General features: G+C 54.3%; 12 protein-coding genes. 6 read left to right on the top strand and 6 right to left on the bottom strand.

The genetic code is table 11. The features are described 5' to 3' along the window. Positions 1 to 17: 17 nt before the first annotated feature. The 6 genes from PLD04_02630 to PLD04_02605 all read right to left on the bottom strand — a co-directional run bounded on the left by PLD04_02630 (position 18) and on the right by PLD04_02605 (position 11,589). Positions 18 to 2,243, bottom strand: a complete 2,226-nt coding sequence (locus tag PLD04_02630; GenBank protein ID HXK67215.1) for a Na-K-Cl cotransporter — start codon at positions 2,241 to 2,243, stop codon at positions 18 to 20. A gap of 116 nt (positions 2,244 to 2,359) precedes the next feature. Next, a complete protein-coding gene (locus PLD04_02625) occupies positions 2,360 to 2,518 on the bottom strand; it encodes a hypothetical protein (GenBank protein ID HXK67214.1) in 159 nt (52 codons plus the stop codon). A gap of 10 nt (positions 2,519 to 2,528) precedes the next feature. After that, on the bottom strand, positions 2,529 to 6,386 hold the full coding sequence (locus PLD04_02620) for a hypothetical protein (protein ID HXK67213.1): 3,858 nt from the start codon (positions 6,384 to 6,386) through the stop codon (positions 2,529 to 2,531). 27 nt (positions 6,387 to 6,413) lie between these two features. Then, complete coding sequence (locus PLD04_02615) at positions 6,414 to 9,776, bottom strand: hypothetical protein (protein HXK67212.1); 3,363 nt, start codon at positions 9,774 to 9,776, stop codon at positions 6,414 to 6,416. 245 nt (positions 9,777 to 10,021) lie between these two features. Next, the gene (locus tag PLD04_02610) at positions 10,022 to 10,960 is read right to left on the bottom strand and encodes a tRNA-dihydrouridine synthase family protein (GenBank protein HXK67211.1); all 939 of its coding nucleotides are present in this window, start codon (positions 10,958 to 10,960) and stop codon (positions 10,022 to 10,024) included. Continuing rightward, positions 10,957 to 11,589, bottom strand: a complete 633-nt coding sequence (locus PLD04_02605; GenBank protein HXK67210.1) for a lysophospholipid acyltransferase family protein — start codon at positions 11,587 to 11,589, stop codon at positions 10,957 to 10,959. Before PLD04_02605 ends, PLD04_02610 begins: the two co-directional genes overlap by 4 nt. 118 nt (positions 11,590 to 11,707) lie before the next feature. Between PLD04_02605 and PLD04_02600 the strand changes: the two genes are divergently transcribed. From PLD04_02600 to PLD04_02575, 6 genes are all read left to right on the top strand, one after another. After that, entirely contained in the window at positions 11,708 to 12,565 is an 858-nt protein-coding gene (locus PLD04_02600; GenBank protein HXK67209.1) for a DUF2156 domain-containing protein, read from the top strand. 250 nt (positions 12,566 to 12,815) lie between these two features. Continuing rightward, positions 12,816 to 14,183 (top strand): replicative DNA helicase, encoded by a 1,368-nt coding sequence (dnaB, locus tag PLD04_02595; GenBank protein ID HXK67208.1) that lies wholly within the window; start codon positions 12,816 to 12,818, stop codon positions 14,181 to 14,183. Further along, positions 14,180 to 14,950, top strand: coding sequence for an ABC transporter permease (locus PLD04_02590; protein HXK67207.1), 771 nt, complete (start codon positions 14,180 to 14,182; stop codon positions 14,948 to 14,950). The genes dnaB and PLD04_02590 overlap by 4 nt, the downstream gene beginning before the upstream one ends. 2 nt (positions 14,951 to 14,952) lie before the next feature. Further along, positions 14,953 to 15,714, top strand: coding sequence for an ABC transporter ATP-binding protein (locus tag PLD04_02585; GenBank protein HXK67206.1), 762 nt, complete (start codon positions 14,953 to 14,955; stop codon positions 15,712 to 15,714). Then, entirely contained in the window at positions 15,711 to 17,177 is a 1,467-nt protein-coding gene (locus tag PLD04_02580) for an MlaD family protein (GenBank protein ID HXK67205.1), read from the top strand. Before PLD04_02585 ends, PLD04_02580 begins: the two co-directional genes overlap by 4 nt. Continuing rightward, positions 17,174 to 17,590: a thioesterase family protein gene (locus PLD04_02575; protein ID HXK67204.1), complete on the top strand. Its 417-nt coding sequence runs from the start codon at positions 17,174 to 17,176 to the stop codon at positions 17,588 to 17,590. Before PLD04_02580 ends, PLD04_02575 begins: the two co-directional genes overlap by 4 nt. Positions 17,591 to 17,592: the final 2 nt, after the last annotated feature.

Genomic DNA, 17,592 nt, shown 5'->3' with positions numbered 1-17,592 from the left:
ACTCCATTCCGAGATCTTCAACTTTCCTGTGTGTTTGGTTCACCAAGGAGGTGACCCGCAAAGGGGCTGGCGTTCCGCACAAGCAAAACAGTGGGCAGATCTCCCACCAGATTAATTAACCGATCTGCATAGTTGGCAACTTCGTCGTGTCCGGGTTCTCTAAGTCCCATGAAGACGACATCGGCATCCCTGGAGTGACGGTGGATCATTGCTTGTACTGAGTCGCCTTCCCTGATTTGCGTGACCTCCACGGTCGCTTCAATTCGGCTCGCTTTCAGCATTCGTTTGAGAGTGCGCTCTGTCTGTTCTTTCATCATGGCTGTAGATGCCAGGCTTCGGACATGTATTCTGGCACTTCGCCATTCCGCGTTCACGGTAAGAAGGTAGGCGAAAAGGAGGAGCATATCCCCGTTATTCTGCAGGCCACCCCACCAGACGTCGATCCTGCGGGCCCTGGGGGACCACTCCTTGGGACGAATCCTGCAAATTACCGTTGATTTACCCAGCAGACTGGCTTTTCTGAGAATGCGCAGATGGCTGATCAGCCGTTCCCGCTTTTCACTCCAGCCGAACATGATCGTATTGGATGAAATCCCCGCGATTCCATGAGCCTGAATCGTGGATATGACACCCTCCTCAAAAGAGGAGACGACTTCCACTTCGGGAAAGGCTGTTAATCCTGCCTCTTCCAGCCTTTGTTGTGTCCGTTCCATTTCATCCGGAATGGAAGAGGCCAGCTCTTCCAGCTCGCCCACGATCAAGCGGCTCACGGTGAGAATACCGCGACCCTGGTTGAGCCATGCGGCAAAACGTACAAGGTCGATTCTCCGATTGATATCGCCTGCGAAGACGAGAATGTGGGGTCTCCAGTTGCGTGGCGCCGAAGGAAGACGTCGAAGCTGAAGGAGAGTCGATCGTGCGAGGGAGATCATGGCTCCATGGCGAAGATCTCCCCAGGATGCGGTAAGGGCTCTTTTTCGAAGAATAAAATAGATTCCGACTTCTGAAAGAATCGCAATCAGGCATGCGGTACTGGAAATCAAAAACATCACCCAGAAGCACCCGGCTGCGCCGGCCAGGGATATAATCCACGGGATCCGTACCGTTGGCCGGTACGAGGGTGCGCCGCTGAGCTGTTCCAGGCCTGCGACCAGATTCACCATCCCGTAGGTTGTGAGGAAAAACATGGTCAAGACTGGAGCCACCGCATTCAGGTCTCCCATGGCGACTCCGATCAAGGCTGCCACACTCGATACGATATGGGCCATTCCGATGCCCCCGAATCGAGAATTTTTTCCAATAATGTGGGGAAGTACACCGTCATCCGCGAGAGCTTCAAGCGTTCGAGGAGCTCCCAGAATGCTGCCGATGGCCGAAGAAAGGATAGCTCCCCAGAGTCCGGGAAGGATCAGGAACGGGACCGCCGAAACTTTCATCCAGATCAGAGGGTCTTTTACGAGGGATGTGGAATCCGCAGAAACAGCCAGGATGATCGGCACAATCAGGTAGACGATGAATCCCGTAAGAACAGCCGCCAGGGCTCCGCGGGGAATGCTCCGGGTCGGGTTTTTCAGGTCGCCCGAGAGGCTGACCCCCGCCATAATGCCGGTAACGGCCGGGAAGAACACGGCAAAGACGTACCAGAAGGATGGGGATCCAGGCACTCCCTGAAAAAAACCGGTTTTAAGTTCAACGGGACCCGTCAGTCCGCCTGCCAGAGAGAGGAGAGAGAGGACAACAAGGATCATGATCGGAATCTGGAGCTTAAGGGCCAGTCCCGCACCACGTCCGGAGATAAAGGAGACAAGCAGGACGGTCAGGGCAGCGACGGGCTGCAGGGGGATTTCCGGCCAGAGGATCCGAAGGCTTTCTGCGAAACCGAAGGCATACAGGGTCACCGAAAAAGTCTGGGCCAGAAAGAGGGGGAATCCGATGGCACCTCCGATCTGAAGACCCAGGCTCCTGGAAATGATGTAGTAAGCCCCGCCCGCACCCACAAACATATTGGTTGCAATGGCGGAAACGGAGAGCGCCGTTGCGAGGGTGATTGAATTGGCAATGACGACAATAAGCAGAGCGGGCATGAGGCCCGTCGAACCGACCACCCATCCAATACGAAGATAGAGGATAACCCCCAGAATGGTCAGAATGGAGGGTGTGAAGACACCCAAAAAGGTACCCAGTTTCTGTCCCTTTTCTACGGGGAAGAAAAAATTTCTCAGATTATGGAATATTCCGGTCATAAGGAGAAAAGGGGGATCGTTTGCTGTTGTATTCGCCTGTGGAATCCATGGTGAACCCTTAGTGTAAGGGGTTCAGGATGGAAACGCAACTTGCAGTCATCAAACAGAAGTGAATTCTATCGATAAAAGAGGATGAAGCAGAGAATGACGATCAAGCCCAGGAAAATGGCCAGAGCTTTCCAGCGATTTTTACGGCGCTCCTTTTGCCTTCGCTGGTAAAAGTCCTTTCTCTTGGGTGAGACCCCATGTTTCTTTTGCGGATACTTGTAGGTCATACCCGCAGTATCAGTTTTCCCCCGGGTTGCTCTCGCCACACGGGACTTTGTAGCCATAGACCTTATAATACCAGCATTGGCCTTCGGTGGGCTTACCGTCGTCGGAAGTCCATGTGTAGACATCGGCATCGGTATCCGGTTCCGTCCATTTGAGGACGGAGGATGGATCATTCCTTATGTCTGCCGGGTTGTCGCTACGGTAGATGCGGAATTCGTCGTTCTGAAATATCCCGGCATCCTCCCAGCTGAAGTTTGCTTCCTCTGTGCCCGATTTCACCACCCCGGAAGAGAGATCACCGGAGAGGGACCACCACCAGACACTGTCGGCAATGCCGTACCCGATCATCACGTCGTCGATCGTCCAGGTGGAGGCATTGCTGTCGCCATCGGAAGCCACGCGGAACCCGATGTTAATCTGAGTCGTGGAAGAGGAGAGGTAGCCGTCCAGCCGGGCTTCGTAAACAAAGCCCGGGACGCTTCCCTGAAAGGCCGGCTGGTTCTGGATGACGACGTCCGTCGCGCACGATCCGGTCCCATCGTCCAGGTAATCCGAGACTGTGGCACTGGGGGCAGGATACGGGATCGTCGTAATTTTTCGCCAGAGGTTCGAATCGTCTGTCCAGATCTCCACAACACCCGCATCACTGGCCGGAAGGTTCACGGAGGACCAGAATCGAAGTTTTACGTCCGTGGTCCACATGATCTGTAAATTGCTGCTCATTCGAAGGCAGGCGACCTCGTTTCTTTCCTGATTTCCCTGAAGGTCGGCCTGCCATGCTGCTGAGCCTCCATTTCCCACTCCTGCCGTCTGGTTCCATAAGTTTCGGGTCTGGCAATCTTCCGTGAAGCTGTTTACCGTGTCAAAATCGTCATCCAGGATCACCGTGCAGGATGGGGAGCAGGAAGTCTTGTCAAAAACGGGAGTACTGGGATCATAGGTAAGGATCTGGCTGCAGCCGTTCCGGGCTGTGATTCCGTAGGTGTAGGGGACATTATCCACAGGGTTGAAGGTCAGGGATGTCGTACCCTCCAGTGCAATCGCGATGGGAGCGGCAAAGTTATTCCCACTGAAGTAAAGGTAATACCTGCGGTTTGGTGTGTTGGTGCCGTTGTCTCCCCAGTCTGTCACGGGATCCCAGGAAATGAGGACACCCTGGGCTGGATCTTCATCCCGACCACACTCGTCGGAAGCCTGTGTCTCTGCCAATGCGGCAACGGGCGGCCCTGCGACGAGGTCGCTTCCCGGGAGGCTTAAGCCTGCCCGGTAACATCCATCCATGTTGACAGCATGGACGGTGTAGGTATATGGCGTACCGGGAGCAGGCGGCTGGTCCGTGATTGAAGTGATCCCGTCCGGAACAGGGGACCCGGGAATTTCCTCCATATCCCGGTAGATGTGATACACCCTCGGTCCTGCACCGGAACCGCCGTCATTCCACCCCTCGGGACCGTCTCCCTCGACGTCCAGCCATGAAATCGTCAGCGTGGATTGGGCACAACCGTCGGAATCGATGACACTCTGGACCCCGGCAAAGTTGGGAGCCGTTTCAGTGTCGGCGCCAATCCCATCGGTGTAGGTTGCGGTCAGGGAACAGCCGTTGGTCGCGATCACCCGATAGGTGCTGGGCGTGGAGTCGGGCGGAACGTAGGTGACCGGGGAGGTGGCATTGGCCACGATAGGAGTGGTATATCCGTCCCTGGACCAGTAGAGGTCGTATTTGCTTGTGCCAGCTCCATTATCTCCCCAGGGATTCACAGGGTTCCAGGAGATCTGAAGGCCCGTCGGGGAACAGTCGTCGAGATCGACAACAGCAACCTGCGGGTCTGCCGGCAGGGTCGGATTGTCGCCTACGTTATCCGTCGTTTCGGCACTCGCGGTGTAGTTGACAAAGAGTTCGCAGCCGTTGACGGCCCGGATCCGGTACTGATGACTCTCTCCATCAACCGCATCGTAAAGGAGTGGGGAAGTCACGTCGGTCTGTATGGGAGTGGTGTAGCCGTCTGACTCCCAGTAGAGGTCGAACTGCCGGGAGCCTTCCCCGTTATCGCGCCAGTCGGAGGGGTCGTTCCAGGTGATGTCCACGCCGTCCCCGGTGCACTCATCGTGATCTTCCGCCGTCGTGGTGGAGGTTCCCAGGACAGGAGCCGTGGAAACGTAGTCCACCCCCTCGAGGGTTGTTCCAAGATCGGTGCAGTTGTTGTTCTGATTGCAGGCTTCGACGCCGTAATCGTAGGTTGTTCGATTGGCTCCCAACGTGTCTGTCCAGGAGGAGAGGGTAAGGTTGAACTCCTCGTGAACCAGGGTTCCCGAACGGGTAATGACGAACTTTCGGTTGGTGCAGTCGGCGCTGCAGCTGTCGTTCCAGTCCACTACGTTGTCCCAGGTGATTTCCACCCCTTCGTCTTCGCAGGCTCCGTTGACATCCGTAGCACTTTGAATCCCATCGAAGTTTTCGGGAGGGACCGCGAAGGATTGATCCGTGGAAGATGACACAAGAGGCAAATCCACAATTGTATTGTAAAGCTCCCCCTGGTTGGAAGCATTGGCGGGGAGAAAGAAATAATAGAAATGATCCCATGCGTTTTCAGTTGATTCAGTGGGATCTTCAATGTGGTAGCCGGCATTACCCCTTGCCCCGGTCCCGCTATCTGTATAGAGGTTTTTCCTGTTGTCCGGGCTCACGACCTTTGCCGTATCCCGCAATACTTTGATATAGCTTCCATAGGGAGATGAAACCTGGTACCAGGTCCAGAGTGGTGTTGCAGCCAGTGTCTCTGCGACTCCATCGATCGTCGCAGTCTCGCCATTGCTGTCGTAAAAAGTCATCGTTGTCGAACTTGCATGGTTAATCGTTGAGTACCAATAATCTGTATGGCTGCTGCCACCGTGCCATTTGTCGTTGTGATCTTCCTTCCAGTACGATCGGTAATAGAAGTGATGAACACAGGGCCACATCCCGACTCCGTTAGAAAGCACATAGCATGAAAATGACCAGGGCCGGTATGGCATCCAGATAAAGTATCGCAGTATGCGGACCCGTCCATCCTTGGCGTACCAGGGAAAGACCATCGTTCCACAGTCGCCGCCCGTCACGGTAATTTCGGTGCGGATCTCTGTCTCGTTTGAACTGCACTCCTGGCCGAAACCTCCCCACCAGTACCAGAGGGATTTTTGAACCAGGTTGGTTCCGGTACCCCCTGCGGCGGGAGTGACATTGAGGTTGGTGAAGTAGAGGGCGCTGGTGTGGGAATCGGGATAGTCCACTCCGTAGAAATCTGCAGAGACCGTATTGGAGGTTTCGTTCCACGAAACATAATCTTCCTGAGTCCATACGGGAACACTGTCATAACGGAAAATGTAGACCCATCCTTTTTTCACGGGATTAATGGAGGAATCTGTGATCGTGATCTCGTAACGCGGGGCCGTAATCACGGCATCCGGTGCCCACTCATCCAGAGATACTCGATCCCCCGTTTCCCCGCTCATGAAGACAAGATCATCGTTAGAATCCCAGAGGCCGTCATCCCCCTCCATGTAGTTCGGGCCCTGCCCCACGTTATATCCGCCTTCGCAGGTTGGAGGTGGTGTAGTCGGTCTGGCATTATTGATTTCATCGATCTGGAAGACAACCTGCCTCCAGCCCGATCCCTCGTCGTATGCCCACACGAAGATCTGGTTGGGGGAGAGGGTCGGATCGCTGTTGTTAACCATCAGGCCGTAATAGTCAGGCAGCTGATTCCCCTTTAGAACCACTGCTTCCTCGGTCCGATCCAGGGTCTTGGTCTCCAGCACCGAGGCTGTCAGAATGAAGGGAAGGAAAATTAATAATCCAGCAAGATATAAAATGTGAAGTCGTTTAACTTTCATCATCAACCTCCTCTGTCGCTCGAACCCTTACCGGGTCACTTCCAGGTAGACGCCGGTGATGTCATTGAGGTTGTTCACGTTGTCGTAGGCCAGCAGGATGAGACCCCACGTATCTCCAATCGGGACCTGGAGCTCATACCTGCCCGTAACCCGGCCGTCCACGAGGACTTCATGGCCCTGGTAGGGCCAGGCGGAATCCGTCCAGAGGGAGGGAACGACCAGCTTATAGCGGATCGGATCGCCATCGGCATCCGTGGCATTGGCCTGAAAGCAGTAGTTGGCTCCCGGAGCGGTGCAGGCCACGATTGCCGGACCGCCCATCGATGGACGGTGGTTGTCGAAGGGGAACTCCAGCGGACCTGCGGACCATCCTGCCGCCGTGCCGATAAAGTTGTTGAGGTCTTCATTCGTCATGTCGGGGAACCTGCCGCCGAAGGTGGGGTCTTTGAAATAGATGTAAAGTCCGTTGTAGAGGCCGGTTCCGGGGTCGGCGGGTTCCGGAAGTCCCAGGCCCTGGTAGTAGGCGGGGTCCACCTTGAGATGGGACTCATCGGTCCATCCGTTCCACTGGCCGTCATTGTTCAGGTCGATCCAGTGCAGCGGTGTTTCGCTGTCCGCCATCAGGAGCGGTTCGAAGAGATCGAACTGTCCGTTTCCGTTCTTGTCATCCCAGCTTGCGACGATACAGTCCGTGTCGAAACCAATATCTCCCATATCGCATGACGGTTCATTGTTCAGTCCGTGGTCATCCTGGGTGAGGACGGAAAAAGGTTCGATCGTCCAGAATTTATCCGGAACGATGGGATCCATGGGTTCATCCCAGTCCCCGAAAAATCCATTGAAGGCATAAGTGCCAGCGGAATCGCATGCATCAGCTGTTTCACCGGCGGGAAGGATTCCTGCGTCCGTGCACGTGTAGGGCAGGTAGTCCCTGATGTCTTCCGGGTCATCGACAAATTGCCTCACATCGATGCATTCCAGATACTCCAGGACTGCCTGGAAATCGGGACCAAGATCGGCCGGGTCGACATCATATTCCGCGAGCAGATCTTCGACATCGTCGCGGAAATTAAAGCAGATGTGATCCGGATCCCCTGCAGGGAGGACCGATCTCTGCCACTGCCAGCCCCAGTCGCAGACAAGCACGGTATAGGCCCATGCCTGGGGATAGCAGTCAGGATCGAGGGGAAGTTCACCAGAGTATTCGTTGTAAAAATCGATGATCTGATCGGTCCACCACTCGATGTCCTCACCCAGACCCCCCTGAATGTCCATCGGAGGGGCATGCTGAATCCCGTCTTCCGGGCACCAGGCAATCGGGAGAATGTCGTCCACGCCGTACTGCAGATCGGGAAGGCCGTCGGAGACACCGGAACCGTCTGTATAGCTCCAGGTGTCCTCAAAGGTGGGAGGACGTCCGTAGTTATGAGCATAAATCAGAGTGGCATCGGCGTAGTCGTTCACGTTGCCCGTTCCCGTCTGGTTGTCGGATTCTTTCAGGACAAGCCGCATGCCTTCCCTGAGAGAGTGGATGATCGAACTTGAATCATTCGCCACCGTCTCGAGAGTAAGCGCACCATCCGGTGTATAGATTCCCAGGCCCGGAAACATCTCAACGACACGGGCCGCAAAGCCGAGGTCATCCACCAGCCCGTCCCCGTCATCGTCCACTCCGTTGAGGGGCGGGCACGGTTCCGGATCGCACTCCGCATGATCCCGTGCATCATCCTCCGGTTGAAGGGCGGTTTCGATCCAGTCGAGGTCAGCCACAGTCACGGCAGTGCCGGAGGGGTCTTCGTAGATGCGATAGCCCGCGGCTGCGGCATGGATGGAGAGGGCAAGAGTTTTGAGGAGATAAGCATCGGATCGATCCCACTCCGCCATGGAGTCCACGTTGTCTCCAAAGATATAGACAGGTTCAGAATCTCGTAACGGTCCGGATGCGGCCGGGGTGGAAAGCTTTTTTGAGATCGGGAAGAGACTTGTGGTTATGGCCGTATCCAGATCAGAAAGGGCGGAGGAATATCGTGATAAAACAATCGAACGGGCGGCAGCCAGAGGAGCCGCGCCGTCTTCGGTGTAGATGCAGAATTTCGGGAAGTTCAGCTTCCAGGCAGCCGGATCCGGTGCGCTGGGGGCGTTAAGGGCTATGGCATCGAGACGTGCGCTCTGCTCATTCGCGAAGTCGATCCAGTCCGACATGACATCCCGGTAGAGCTTGCCCGGGTCACTCTGGAAAAGAGTGTCGTAGTTTCGCATTGTATAGGCGGTTTCCGAAATGACGGAGGCCATCATGGCGCTCAGGTAGTCAGGATGCCGGGCCGGTACGGGGGCCAGGTTGTATGGACTGGGTGGTTTCAGAAGAGCTTCCGCCTCCTCGAAGTAGGCAAGTGCGGTCTGCCAGTCGGTATCGTAGCTGCAGTCACCCTGTTGAACCAGGGGGATGCCAAGATTCTGGATCAGTTCCGATGCCGTATTAAGTAATGTGAAGGGTGTATCTGCCGTTGCCGGGCCTCCCGCCTCCGCCGTCGAATCTCCCGCACGGAATCGATAGAGCATTGTGCCCGTTCCGTCCACCTTTGCCCAGCGGATATTTCCGAACTCATCCCTCGCATAGAGGGGGGACGTCGGCCCCGGAGGTGTTCCAGGCGCTTCGTAGGCCGGCTGACTGATCGATCCATCGGGAAGGAAAACCCGGTACCGCTTTCCATTGAAGGTGGTCACATCGGAAGGATCATCCTCCGTGAGAGGAATCACCTCTCCGGCATCTTCATAATCCCCGTCATCATTCCGGTCCAGGAAGAGCTCAACATGGTCGGGGATGCAGTTCATCAGGCTGTTTACTTCGACCCAGAATTCCGCAGGGTCGGCGCTCAGGCCGAGGTCTTCAATTCCGTCTGCGTAGGGGAGAAGCGGAGCCGGCTTGAAACCGTCATCAGTCAGGTCGGGTCCGACGCCGATCCAGTCTACAGTAAAGAAATTGCCGAAATTGGGAAGGACTCTGTAAAAGACGATCGGGTCATCGGGGATAAGTTCTGACGTTGCATGATCGGGCATGTCGATCGTCCGCCAGGGTTGGGTAAGCGTAATGTCGGGAGCCGAGGTCTCGCGAAATACCGAGTGTGATTGCACGTCCCAGAAATTCGTGGTGAAGGTCAAAACCACTTCTCCTGCATTCTTTGTGGCTTGCAAGTCTGTGTCAGCCACAGGGGAGCACTGGGCCATGAGAGGATGGGGTGAAAGGAGAAGGAGGAAGAGAAAGGAAACGCACAGGCACACGATAGAAAGCCCGGATCGTGCGGCCCGGGAATGCAGAGATAATACTTCGCAATCATTCAACAGGAATAAGAATCGTGATGAACCAGAAACGACACACCCTCGATCGTACATATACGACCTCCTTCACAGTTTCGTTCCTGGAGCCCCCCGAGAAAATACCAAAAAAACATATGCAAACATTATGCCAGATGGGGAAATATTTACAGGCGAATGGAAAAAGTCCTTATAATTTGGGTGTATATTGTATTCCCCCAGGGTGGATGGATTGAAAAGAAAAATTGCCATGTATCAATATGTAACATTTTTCAAAATGCCAGGAGGTTGTGCTCACATTGTGAGCACCTGGAGATCGATTGTTATTGTGAACGTGCCCACTTCAGCAGATTGACATACGGATCGGGTTCACTTTGCCGCAATCGACTGGCCAGGTGCGTTCGAACTATTCGGGCTCCGTCGAATCCATAGGAAGCCTGAATAAGGAGGGGAATCGCCCGGTATCGAGGGCACTTCGCCTCTTCCAGCCATTGCGCCATCAGGGCCAGTCTCTCCCCGGGTGACGGAGCGTGACCGGGTCGACCCTCTAATGCTGCAGAGATTTCCTCGAATACCCAGGGGTTTCTAAGGGCACCTCTTCCCACCATGACGGCATCACATCCAGTTTCTTCCACCATGCGCAGGGCGTCACCCGCTCCGGAGATGTCCCCGTTTCCCCATACCGGTAAGGAGGTCGATTCTTTCAGAATGCGAATATGCTCCCAGTTGGCTCGGCCCCGGTACCCCTGCAGGGCGGTTCTGGGATGGAGTGCGATGGCCTGAACCCCTGCTTTCTCTGAAATTCTGGCCACCTCGAGATAGGTTTCACGCTCCTCTGAAAATCCTGAGCGGGTTTTGACCGTGACGGGAACATTGACCGCCTCGATAACCGCATGGAGAATTTCCTCCAGCCTTGACAGGTCCTGCAGGAGGGCTGCTCCGGCCCTGGATCTCAGGATCCTTCTGGAGGGACACCCGGCATTGATATCGATGATATCCGCCCCGGCCGCAACGGCCATCCGTGCCGATTCAGCCATGCGAACCGGATCAAATCCAAAGATCTGCAGGGAAACGGGGTGCTCCTTCGGATGGACGATGAGTCTGGCTAGAGACCGGTCAATCCCCCGGCTGAGGGCTTCACTGGAGATGAATTCACCCACGACCAGTCCCGCACCACCGATCCGGCGGACCAGAAGACGGAAATCAATGTGCGTATATCCCGCCAGTGGAGCAAGAATTGTGGGGTGGGGGAGTGTGATCATCCCTCTGGAGCCAGGGAGAGAAGAGCATTTTTTAAATTTTCGGCGTTGATTCCGTCATCCATTTCCAGGTTCAGAGGGGGACCAAAGACAATCGTGTAGGAGGAAAAGGGCTTCAGGACAGCGAAGCGGTCCCAGGATTTCAGACGGATCAGTCCACTTCCCCGTGCCGCCATGGGGATCAGGGCGGCCCCCGTCTTCCTGCACACGGTGAAGATTCCCGGTTTCGGCTCATGAATTGGCCCCCTGGGACCATCCACCGTGACCGCACCGTCTCCGCCATGTCGAACATGCTGGATCAATCCGACCAGTCCCGCAACCGCCCCGCGGCTGGAGGATCCGCGATAGGTTTTGTACCCCCAGCCCGAAACCAGATGGGCGATGAGCTCACCATCACGGGATTGAGATATGATCGCACCAATCCCCTGGCACCTCATGAAGGGAAGAAGGGGAAATTGATGTCCGTGCCAGATCCCATAGACCACAGGCCTGGATTCACGGTGAACCGATTGGGGGTGGTGAAATCCTTCAATCTGAATTCGGCAGGACTTGTAGATTCCTATGGAGATCCAGTCCACAATCTTGAGACCGAAGCGCTCCCAGAGCTTAAGGCGGTACGAGGATCCTTTCACATGGAGATTGTAATGGACATCCTGTGGAAACGGAAGTCTGGAAGGATGTATATCGGCAAGATCCACTTCGAATCCTGATCGAAATGGGAAGTTGCAGGATCATGTATAATGTCGCCCCATGGCTGTGTACCGAGAAGCGTTGTCTCCGATCACCTTTGAGGACAGGGAATTCCTCCACCCGGTATTGCGAAGTCTCCCGGAGGGAATTTCTGAATTCTCCTTTGCAAATATCTATCTCTTTCGAGAAAAATACGGATATCAATGGTCCATGAGTGAAGATGGAGTCCTGCTCTTCACGGGGATCGATTCTTCAGGCCCCTTCTGTATGCTTCCTCTGGCCCTGCCCTCAGAAAAGAAGATCCATGAGCTTCTCTCCCGGTATCGGATGATTAAGTGTGTGAACGAGTCCCAGGCAGAAGATCTGAAAGAACTGGGATTTTCGATTATCGATGACCGGGATAACTATGATTATCTGTACTCCAGGAATGATCTGGCCGAACTGCCCGGCCGCAAGTTTCACAAAAAGAAAAACCTGATCCGGGGCTTCGTCCATCGTTACACCTATGAGGCCCGGCCTCTTCTGGAAGATTACACGGCGGATGCTATGGAAATTTTACGAGACTGGCGTTCCCAGAGAGACGAACCCGGAGACTTCAAGGCGGCACAGGAAGCGCTGGAGCGGATGGAGATTCTGCAGCTCTGCGGTTTGATCTACTATGTGGATGGAAGCCCGGCAGCTTACCTCCTGGGTGAGGAGATGGCAAGGGGTACGATGTTTGCCGTTCATTTCGAGAAGGCCATTGCGGAATACAAGGGACTCTATCAGTTCGTCAATCAGAGTTTCGCCTCCATCCTTCCCGATAAGTACGAGCTGATCAACCGGGAACAGGATCTGGGAATTGAAGGGCTTCGAAAGACAAAACTATCTTATAATCCATCAGGATTTGTTCGAAAATATCGCGCTTACAGGCCCTGAGCCGATTCCACTCACAATTCTGCGGGAAAGCACTTCATTCTCAATCCGGGCAGTCCGGGATGTGTGTAAACCCGATAATGCAAAAGGGGTTGTAACTAGGGGCTGGTAACCGTACCGGACAGGGCCCACTCTGAGGGAATGACGAGTCAGTATCGTCCATACGGTGGGGAGCGAACGGGTAGATCCTTAGATGGTGGGGGTTTCAAGCCGCAGTAGATGTCTACTGCATTTTCTGGGATAATGTCCCTCCATGGATTCCTCTTCCCCGATGAGCGTCTCTGAAGTACCCCGCCACGTTGAAGCAGAAAAATCGCTTCTGGCTGTGGTTTTGCTGGATGAGCAGACGCTCAATCAGGTCGCTTCCTTTTTACGGCCCGAGGATTTCTATCTCCAGGAACATCAGCATATCTTCGGGATCATGCTCGAACTTTCCCAGGAAAATAAGCCGATCGATCTTGTTACGCTCAAGGATGAGCTGAGTCGAAAGGGTGTTCTGGAAAAAGCGGGGGGTGTCGCCTATATCTCCGGACTGGTGGATATGGTTCCCGATGTGGGAAACATCCTCACCTATGCAGATATTGTCAAAGAAAAAGCCACGCTCCGAAGTCTGATCCACTCTTCCGGTGAAATTATCCGCATGTGTCTGACGGGTCGTCAGAATGCTCGGTCTATCCTGGATTCGGCGGAAAAGAGCGTCTTCGATATTGCGGAAGGTTCTTTGAATCGGGGGTTTGTCAGCCTCCGGGACGTTGTGGCCGATAACCTGAAAATGCTTGAGGACATGGAACGGGGAAAGGGGCATGTCACAGGATTGCCCACAGGCTTCATCAAGCTGGATGACTATACGAGCGGATTTCAGCCCGGGGACCTGGTTATCGTGGCAGGGCGTCCCGGAATGGGAAAGACGTCGTTCTGCCTGAATGTTGCTCAGAATATGGCCATTACCTACGGGTATAGTGTCGGGTTCTTCTCCCTCGAGATGTCAAAGGAGCAGCTGGGATACCGCCTTATGTGTGCCGAGGCCGAAGTCGATCTGCAGAAGATGAGAGCGGGGTTTTTGTCCAAGGAAGATTACCGGCATCTAGCGGCCGCGACGGATAAACTCTCCCGTGCCCGAATATTCATAGATGATACAGCCGGTGTGGATATTATCGAAGTCCGTTCCAAGGCCCGCCGTCTTCAGAAGGAGCACGGTCTGGATGCCATTATGATCGATTACCTGCAGTTAATGCGCTCCCATGCCAAGTTTGAAAACAGGAACCTCGAACTGGCTGACATCTCCAGGAATCTCAAGGCACTTTCCAAGGAACTTCGTATCCCTGTCGTAGCCCTCTCCCAGCTCTCCCGTCAGCCGGAACGTCGGGGGAAGGATTCTCGTCCGCAATTGGCTGACCTCAGGGAATCGGGAGCCCTGGAGCAGGATGCCGACCTCGTCATCTTTCTCTATCGGGAAGAGTATTACAAAAAGGAAGACACTCCCGAGGATAAAAAGGGTCTCGCGGAAGTAATCATTGCAAAACAGAGAAATGGCCCCACCGGAACTGCCCATCTTGTTTTTTTACAGGACTATACAAAGTTCATGAACTGGAAGGAAGAGCCTGCGGGAGACGTATTTTGAGACGGTCCCTGAAACGGTTTCTGGCGTTTGTCGATGCGACGTACGAGAATATCGGCCGATTTTTTATCGTGCTTTACAAAACCGTAACCTGGGGTCTAAGGCCTCCCTACGATATATGGGAATGGTTCCGGCAGATGACCCGGGTCGGTGTGGATTCCATACCCGTCGTCTTCCTTACTGCACTTTTCACCGGAATGGTGCTGGCCCTTCAGACCTTTGAAGGCTTTCAACGATTCCATGCTGAAAATTATGTGGGCTCGGTAGTATCTCTCGCAATGCTGAGAGAATTGTCTCCCGTTCTGGCTGCACTTATGGTGGCCGGCAGAGTCGGATCTGCCATGGCGGCGGAGATCGGTACGATGAGGGTGACCGAACAGCTGGACGCCCTCCAGGCCCTTGCTACGGACCCGATTCACTATCTTGTTGTGCCCCGTGTTATTGCTACGGCCGTCATGCTCCCGTTTCTTGTCGTGATGGGGGATGGTGTTGGAATCATGGGAGGCTATCTCGTTTCCGTTAATCTGATGGGAGCCAATCCCGTGATCTATATGGATTCCACCTTTCAGTTTCTGGATCTGGATGACCTCTTTTCCGGGGTCATCAAGGCTGCAGTATTCGGTATCATTCTCGCCGTCACCGGGTGTATGAAGGGGTATTACACCACCGGAGGAGCCGAGGGCGTAGGACGCGCCACGACCCAGTCGGTTGTCATGGCCAGTCTCGTCATTCTGCTGTCGGATTTCTTCCTTACCAAGCTGCTCTTTTGACTATGGAACCGAAAATCCGAATACTTGATCTGTGGAAATCCTTCGGTGAAAAGAGGGTTCTTGCCGGAGTGAACCTGGATATACCCGAGGGAACTTCCATGGTCATCATGGGTGGAAGCGGAGTAGGGAAGAGTGTTCTCATCAAACATGTGATCGGCCTGATGGCGCCGGATGACGGGGACGTGATCGTCGATGGAGAATCGATCACAGGCCTTTCCGATAATGAATTGAATCGGGTACGCCGAAAGTTCGGAATGAGCTTCCAGGAGGGAGCCCTCTTTGATTCGATGACGGTCTTTGAAAACGTGGCCTTTCCTTTGCGTCGACACACCCATATGCCTCAAGCGGAGATTGCGGAACGCGTCGACGAATGTCTGAATATCGTCAATTTGCACGGAATTGATGACCGGTATCCGGCGGAACTTTCCGGAGGTATGCGAAGGCGTGTCGGGTTTGCGCGCGCCATCAGCCTTGAGCCGGAGATCTTGCTCTTTGACGAACCGACAACCGGTCTCGACCCCGTCATGACCGCCGTTATTTCCCATACGATCCGGCGACTGACGCTCAAGAGCAATATTACGTCCATTACCATTACTCATGACCTGGAAGCGGCCCGGGTGATTGGAGATACAGTGTCCATGTTATATGACGGGAAAATTATCCTCTCGACTTCACCGGAAGAATTCATGAAGAGTCAGGATCCTGTTGTACAACAGTTTGTGACCGCAAGCCTCGAGGGGCCGCTAACGGAGGAGCGCATATGAATAACGCGATCAAGGTCGGTGTCTTTATGTTTGTCGTGCTCGTTATCGCCGGTGTCTTCATCATTAAGATCGAGGACATGCCCATAAGCCGCAAGGGGTTCAAGCGAATCACGGTCGTTTTTCCAGATGTCGCCGGACTGGATGAAAAGTCTGCAGTTCGCATCGCCGGTGTAAGGGTCGGGAAGGTGGATTCCATCCGGCTCCTGGGAGATCATGCCGAAGTTGTCCTGCTGATTGACGGTCAGCTGGCTCTCAGCCAGGGAGCGAGTGCCGCTGTTAGAAATATGGGTCTGCTTGGCGATAAGTACGTGGAGCTCTTTCCGGGAGATTCAAGTCATGGCCTTCTCCCCGATGAAGAGGTTCTCAAGGGGCACAGTCCGGTGAGCTATGACCGCATTCTGGAATTGATCACTTCGATCGGCGAAGACGTGAAACAGCTTTCCGCTTCCTTGAGTTCGACCTTTGGAGGGGCTGCCGGTGCGGACCGCCTTGACCGCATTGTGCAGAATGTCGAAGATTTTACACACGAAATCAAGACACTTATCGCCGAAAACCGATCCGCTGTTTCGGCATCAACGGGGAACATCGAAGCTACGACGGCCGATATACGCCGCCAGATTCCCGCTATTTTAGAAGGGGTTCAGGAGCTTGTCGGTCAGCTGAATACCCTGATTGCAGACAATCGTTCCAACGTGGACGGCACCATGGTTCAGGTAAAGGAAGCCAGTACACGGCTGAACGCATCGCTGGGAAGCCTGAGCAACATACTTGAAGGGCTTGAAAGAGGAGAGGGGACGGTAGGAAAGCTCCTGAAGGAGGACACGACCCACGATACGTTAGTGTCTGCCCTGAACTCGGTGAAGGGAGGGGCGGACTCCCTTCAGGATTCCCTGGGCCGAATCAAAAAATGGAAACTGGATCTGGGTTTCCGGGGAGAGTACCTGAGTGACATCGAGGAATCGAGAACGGCCTTTGGCCTGAAGCTCTCTCCCGGATCGAACCGCTTCTACATGCTTGAGGTCGTGGATGATCCAGACGGAAAACGAAGCATCAAGGATGAAACGGTAACAACCACACTGGACGATGGTACGATCCTTACGGAAACGACCCGGAAGGTCAAGTACGATGATACCTATACCTGGACCGCGATGCTCGGCTGGTCCCTTGACAGATTTCAACTGCGGGGAGGGATCATTCAGAGCACGGGAGGCGTGGGTGTCGATTATATGCCGATTACCGATAAGCTCACCCTGACGATGGAAGCCTTCGATTTTTCCAGGGAAGATGATACCAGTTTCCACCTGAGGCTCCTGAGCCGATACTATTTCCACCCCAACCTCTATGTGCTTGCCGGGTGGGATGACATGCTCTCGGATAACAGGGATTCGATCTTCTTCGGCGGAGGAATGTCCTGGAGCGACGAAGATTTCAAATACCTGATCGGTTCGGGAGTCAGGCCTTGATCCATTCGAAATCCGCGGTACGTACAAGGGTCCGTTATGCGGAAACTGACCAGATGGGCGTCGCCTACTATGGCACCTATCCTACCTGGCTGGAAATTGCCCGAACGGAATATTGCAGGGAGCGGGGTGTCGATTATCGTGAAATTGAAAGGGAAGGTACGGGTCTCGTAGTGGCAGAGGTCTGGGTCCGCTACCGAAGGCCTGTGCAGTACGATGACGAGATCATAATCTCGGTGTGGGTGAGCGAAACCGGACGCCGTACAATGACCTTTTGTTACGAGATTCACAAGGACGGAGAACTGTGCTCGGAGGCCTATACAAAACATGTCTTTGTTGATATGATGAGCAAGAGGCCGGTTGCCGCCGCACCGGATCTTGTGAACCGTTTGACCAGCAATCCCGAGGCGGATTAAAT

The organism is Thermoanaerobaculia bacterium (assembly GCA_035593605.1).
Taxonomy (GTDB): Bacteria; Acidobacteriota; Thermoanaerobaculia; order UBA2201; family DAOSWS01; genus DAOSWS01.
The sequence above is the reverse complement of the archived record's forward strand: the minus strand, read 5'-3'. Positions and strand labels throughout refer to the sequence as shown.

Bases quoted from the DNA above. Each gene is read 5' to 3' on its own strand.
- PLD04_02625 (HXK67214.1), bottom strand. From the start codon at position 2,518: ATGACCTACAAGTATCCGCAAAAGAAACATGGGGTCTCACCCAAGAGA.
- PLD04_02610 (HXK67211.1), bottom strand. From the start codon at position 10,960: ATGATCACACTCCCCCACCCCACAATTCTTGCTCCACTGGCGGGATAT.
- dnaB (HXK67208.1), top strand. From the start codon at position 12,816: ATGGATTCCTCTTCCCCGATGAGCGTCTCTGAAGTACCCCGCCACGTT.
- PLD04_02600 (HXK67209.1), top strand. From the start codon at position 11,708: ATGGCTGTGTACCGAGAAGCGTTGTCTCCGATCACCTTTGAGGACAGG.
- PLD04_02585 (HXK67206.1), top strand. From the start codon at position 14,953: ATGGAACCGAAAATCCGAATACTTGATCTGTGGAAATCCTTCGGTGAA.
- PLD04_02620 (HXK67213.1), bottom strand. From the start codon at position 6,386: ATGAAAGTTAAACGACTTCACATTTTATATCTTGCTGGATTATTAATT.
- PLD04_02580 (HXK67205.1), top strand. From the start codon at position 15,711: ATGAATAACGCGATCAAGGTCGGTGTCTTTATGTTTGTCGTGCTCGTT.
- PLD04_02615 (HXK67212.1), bottom strand. From the start codon at position 9,776: ATGTACGATCGAGGGTGTGTCGTTTCTGGTTCATCACGATTCTTATTC.
- PLD04_02630 (HXK67215.1), bottom strand. From the start codon at position 2,243: ATGACCGGAATATTCCATAATCTGAGAAATTTTTTCTTCCCCGTAGAA.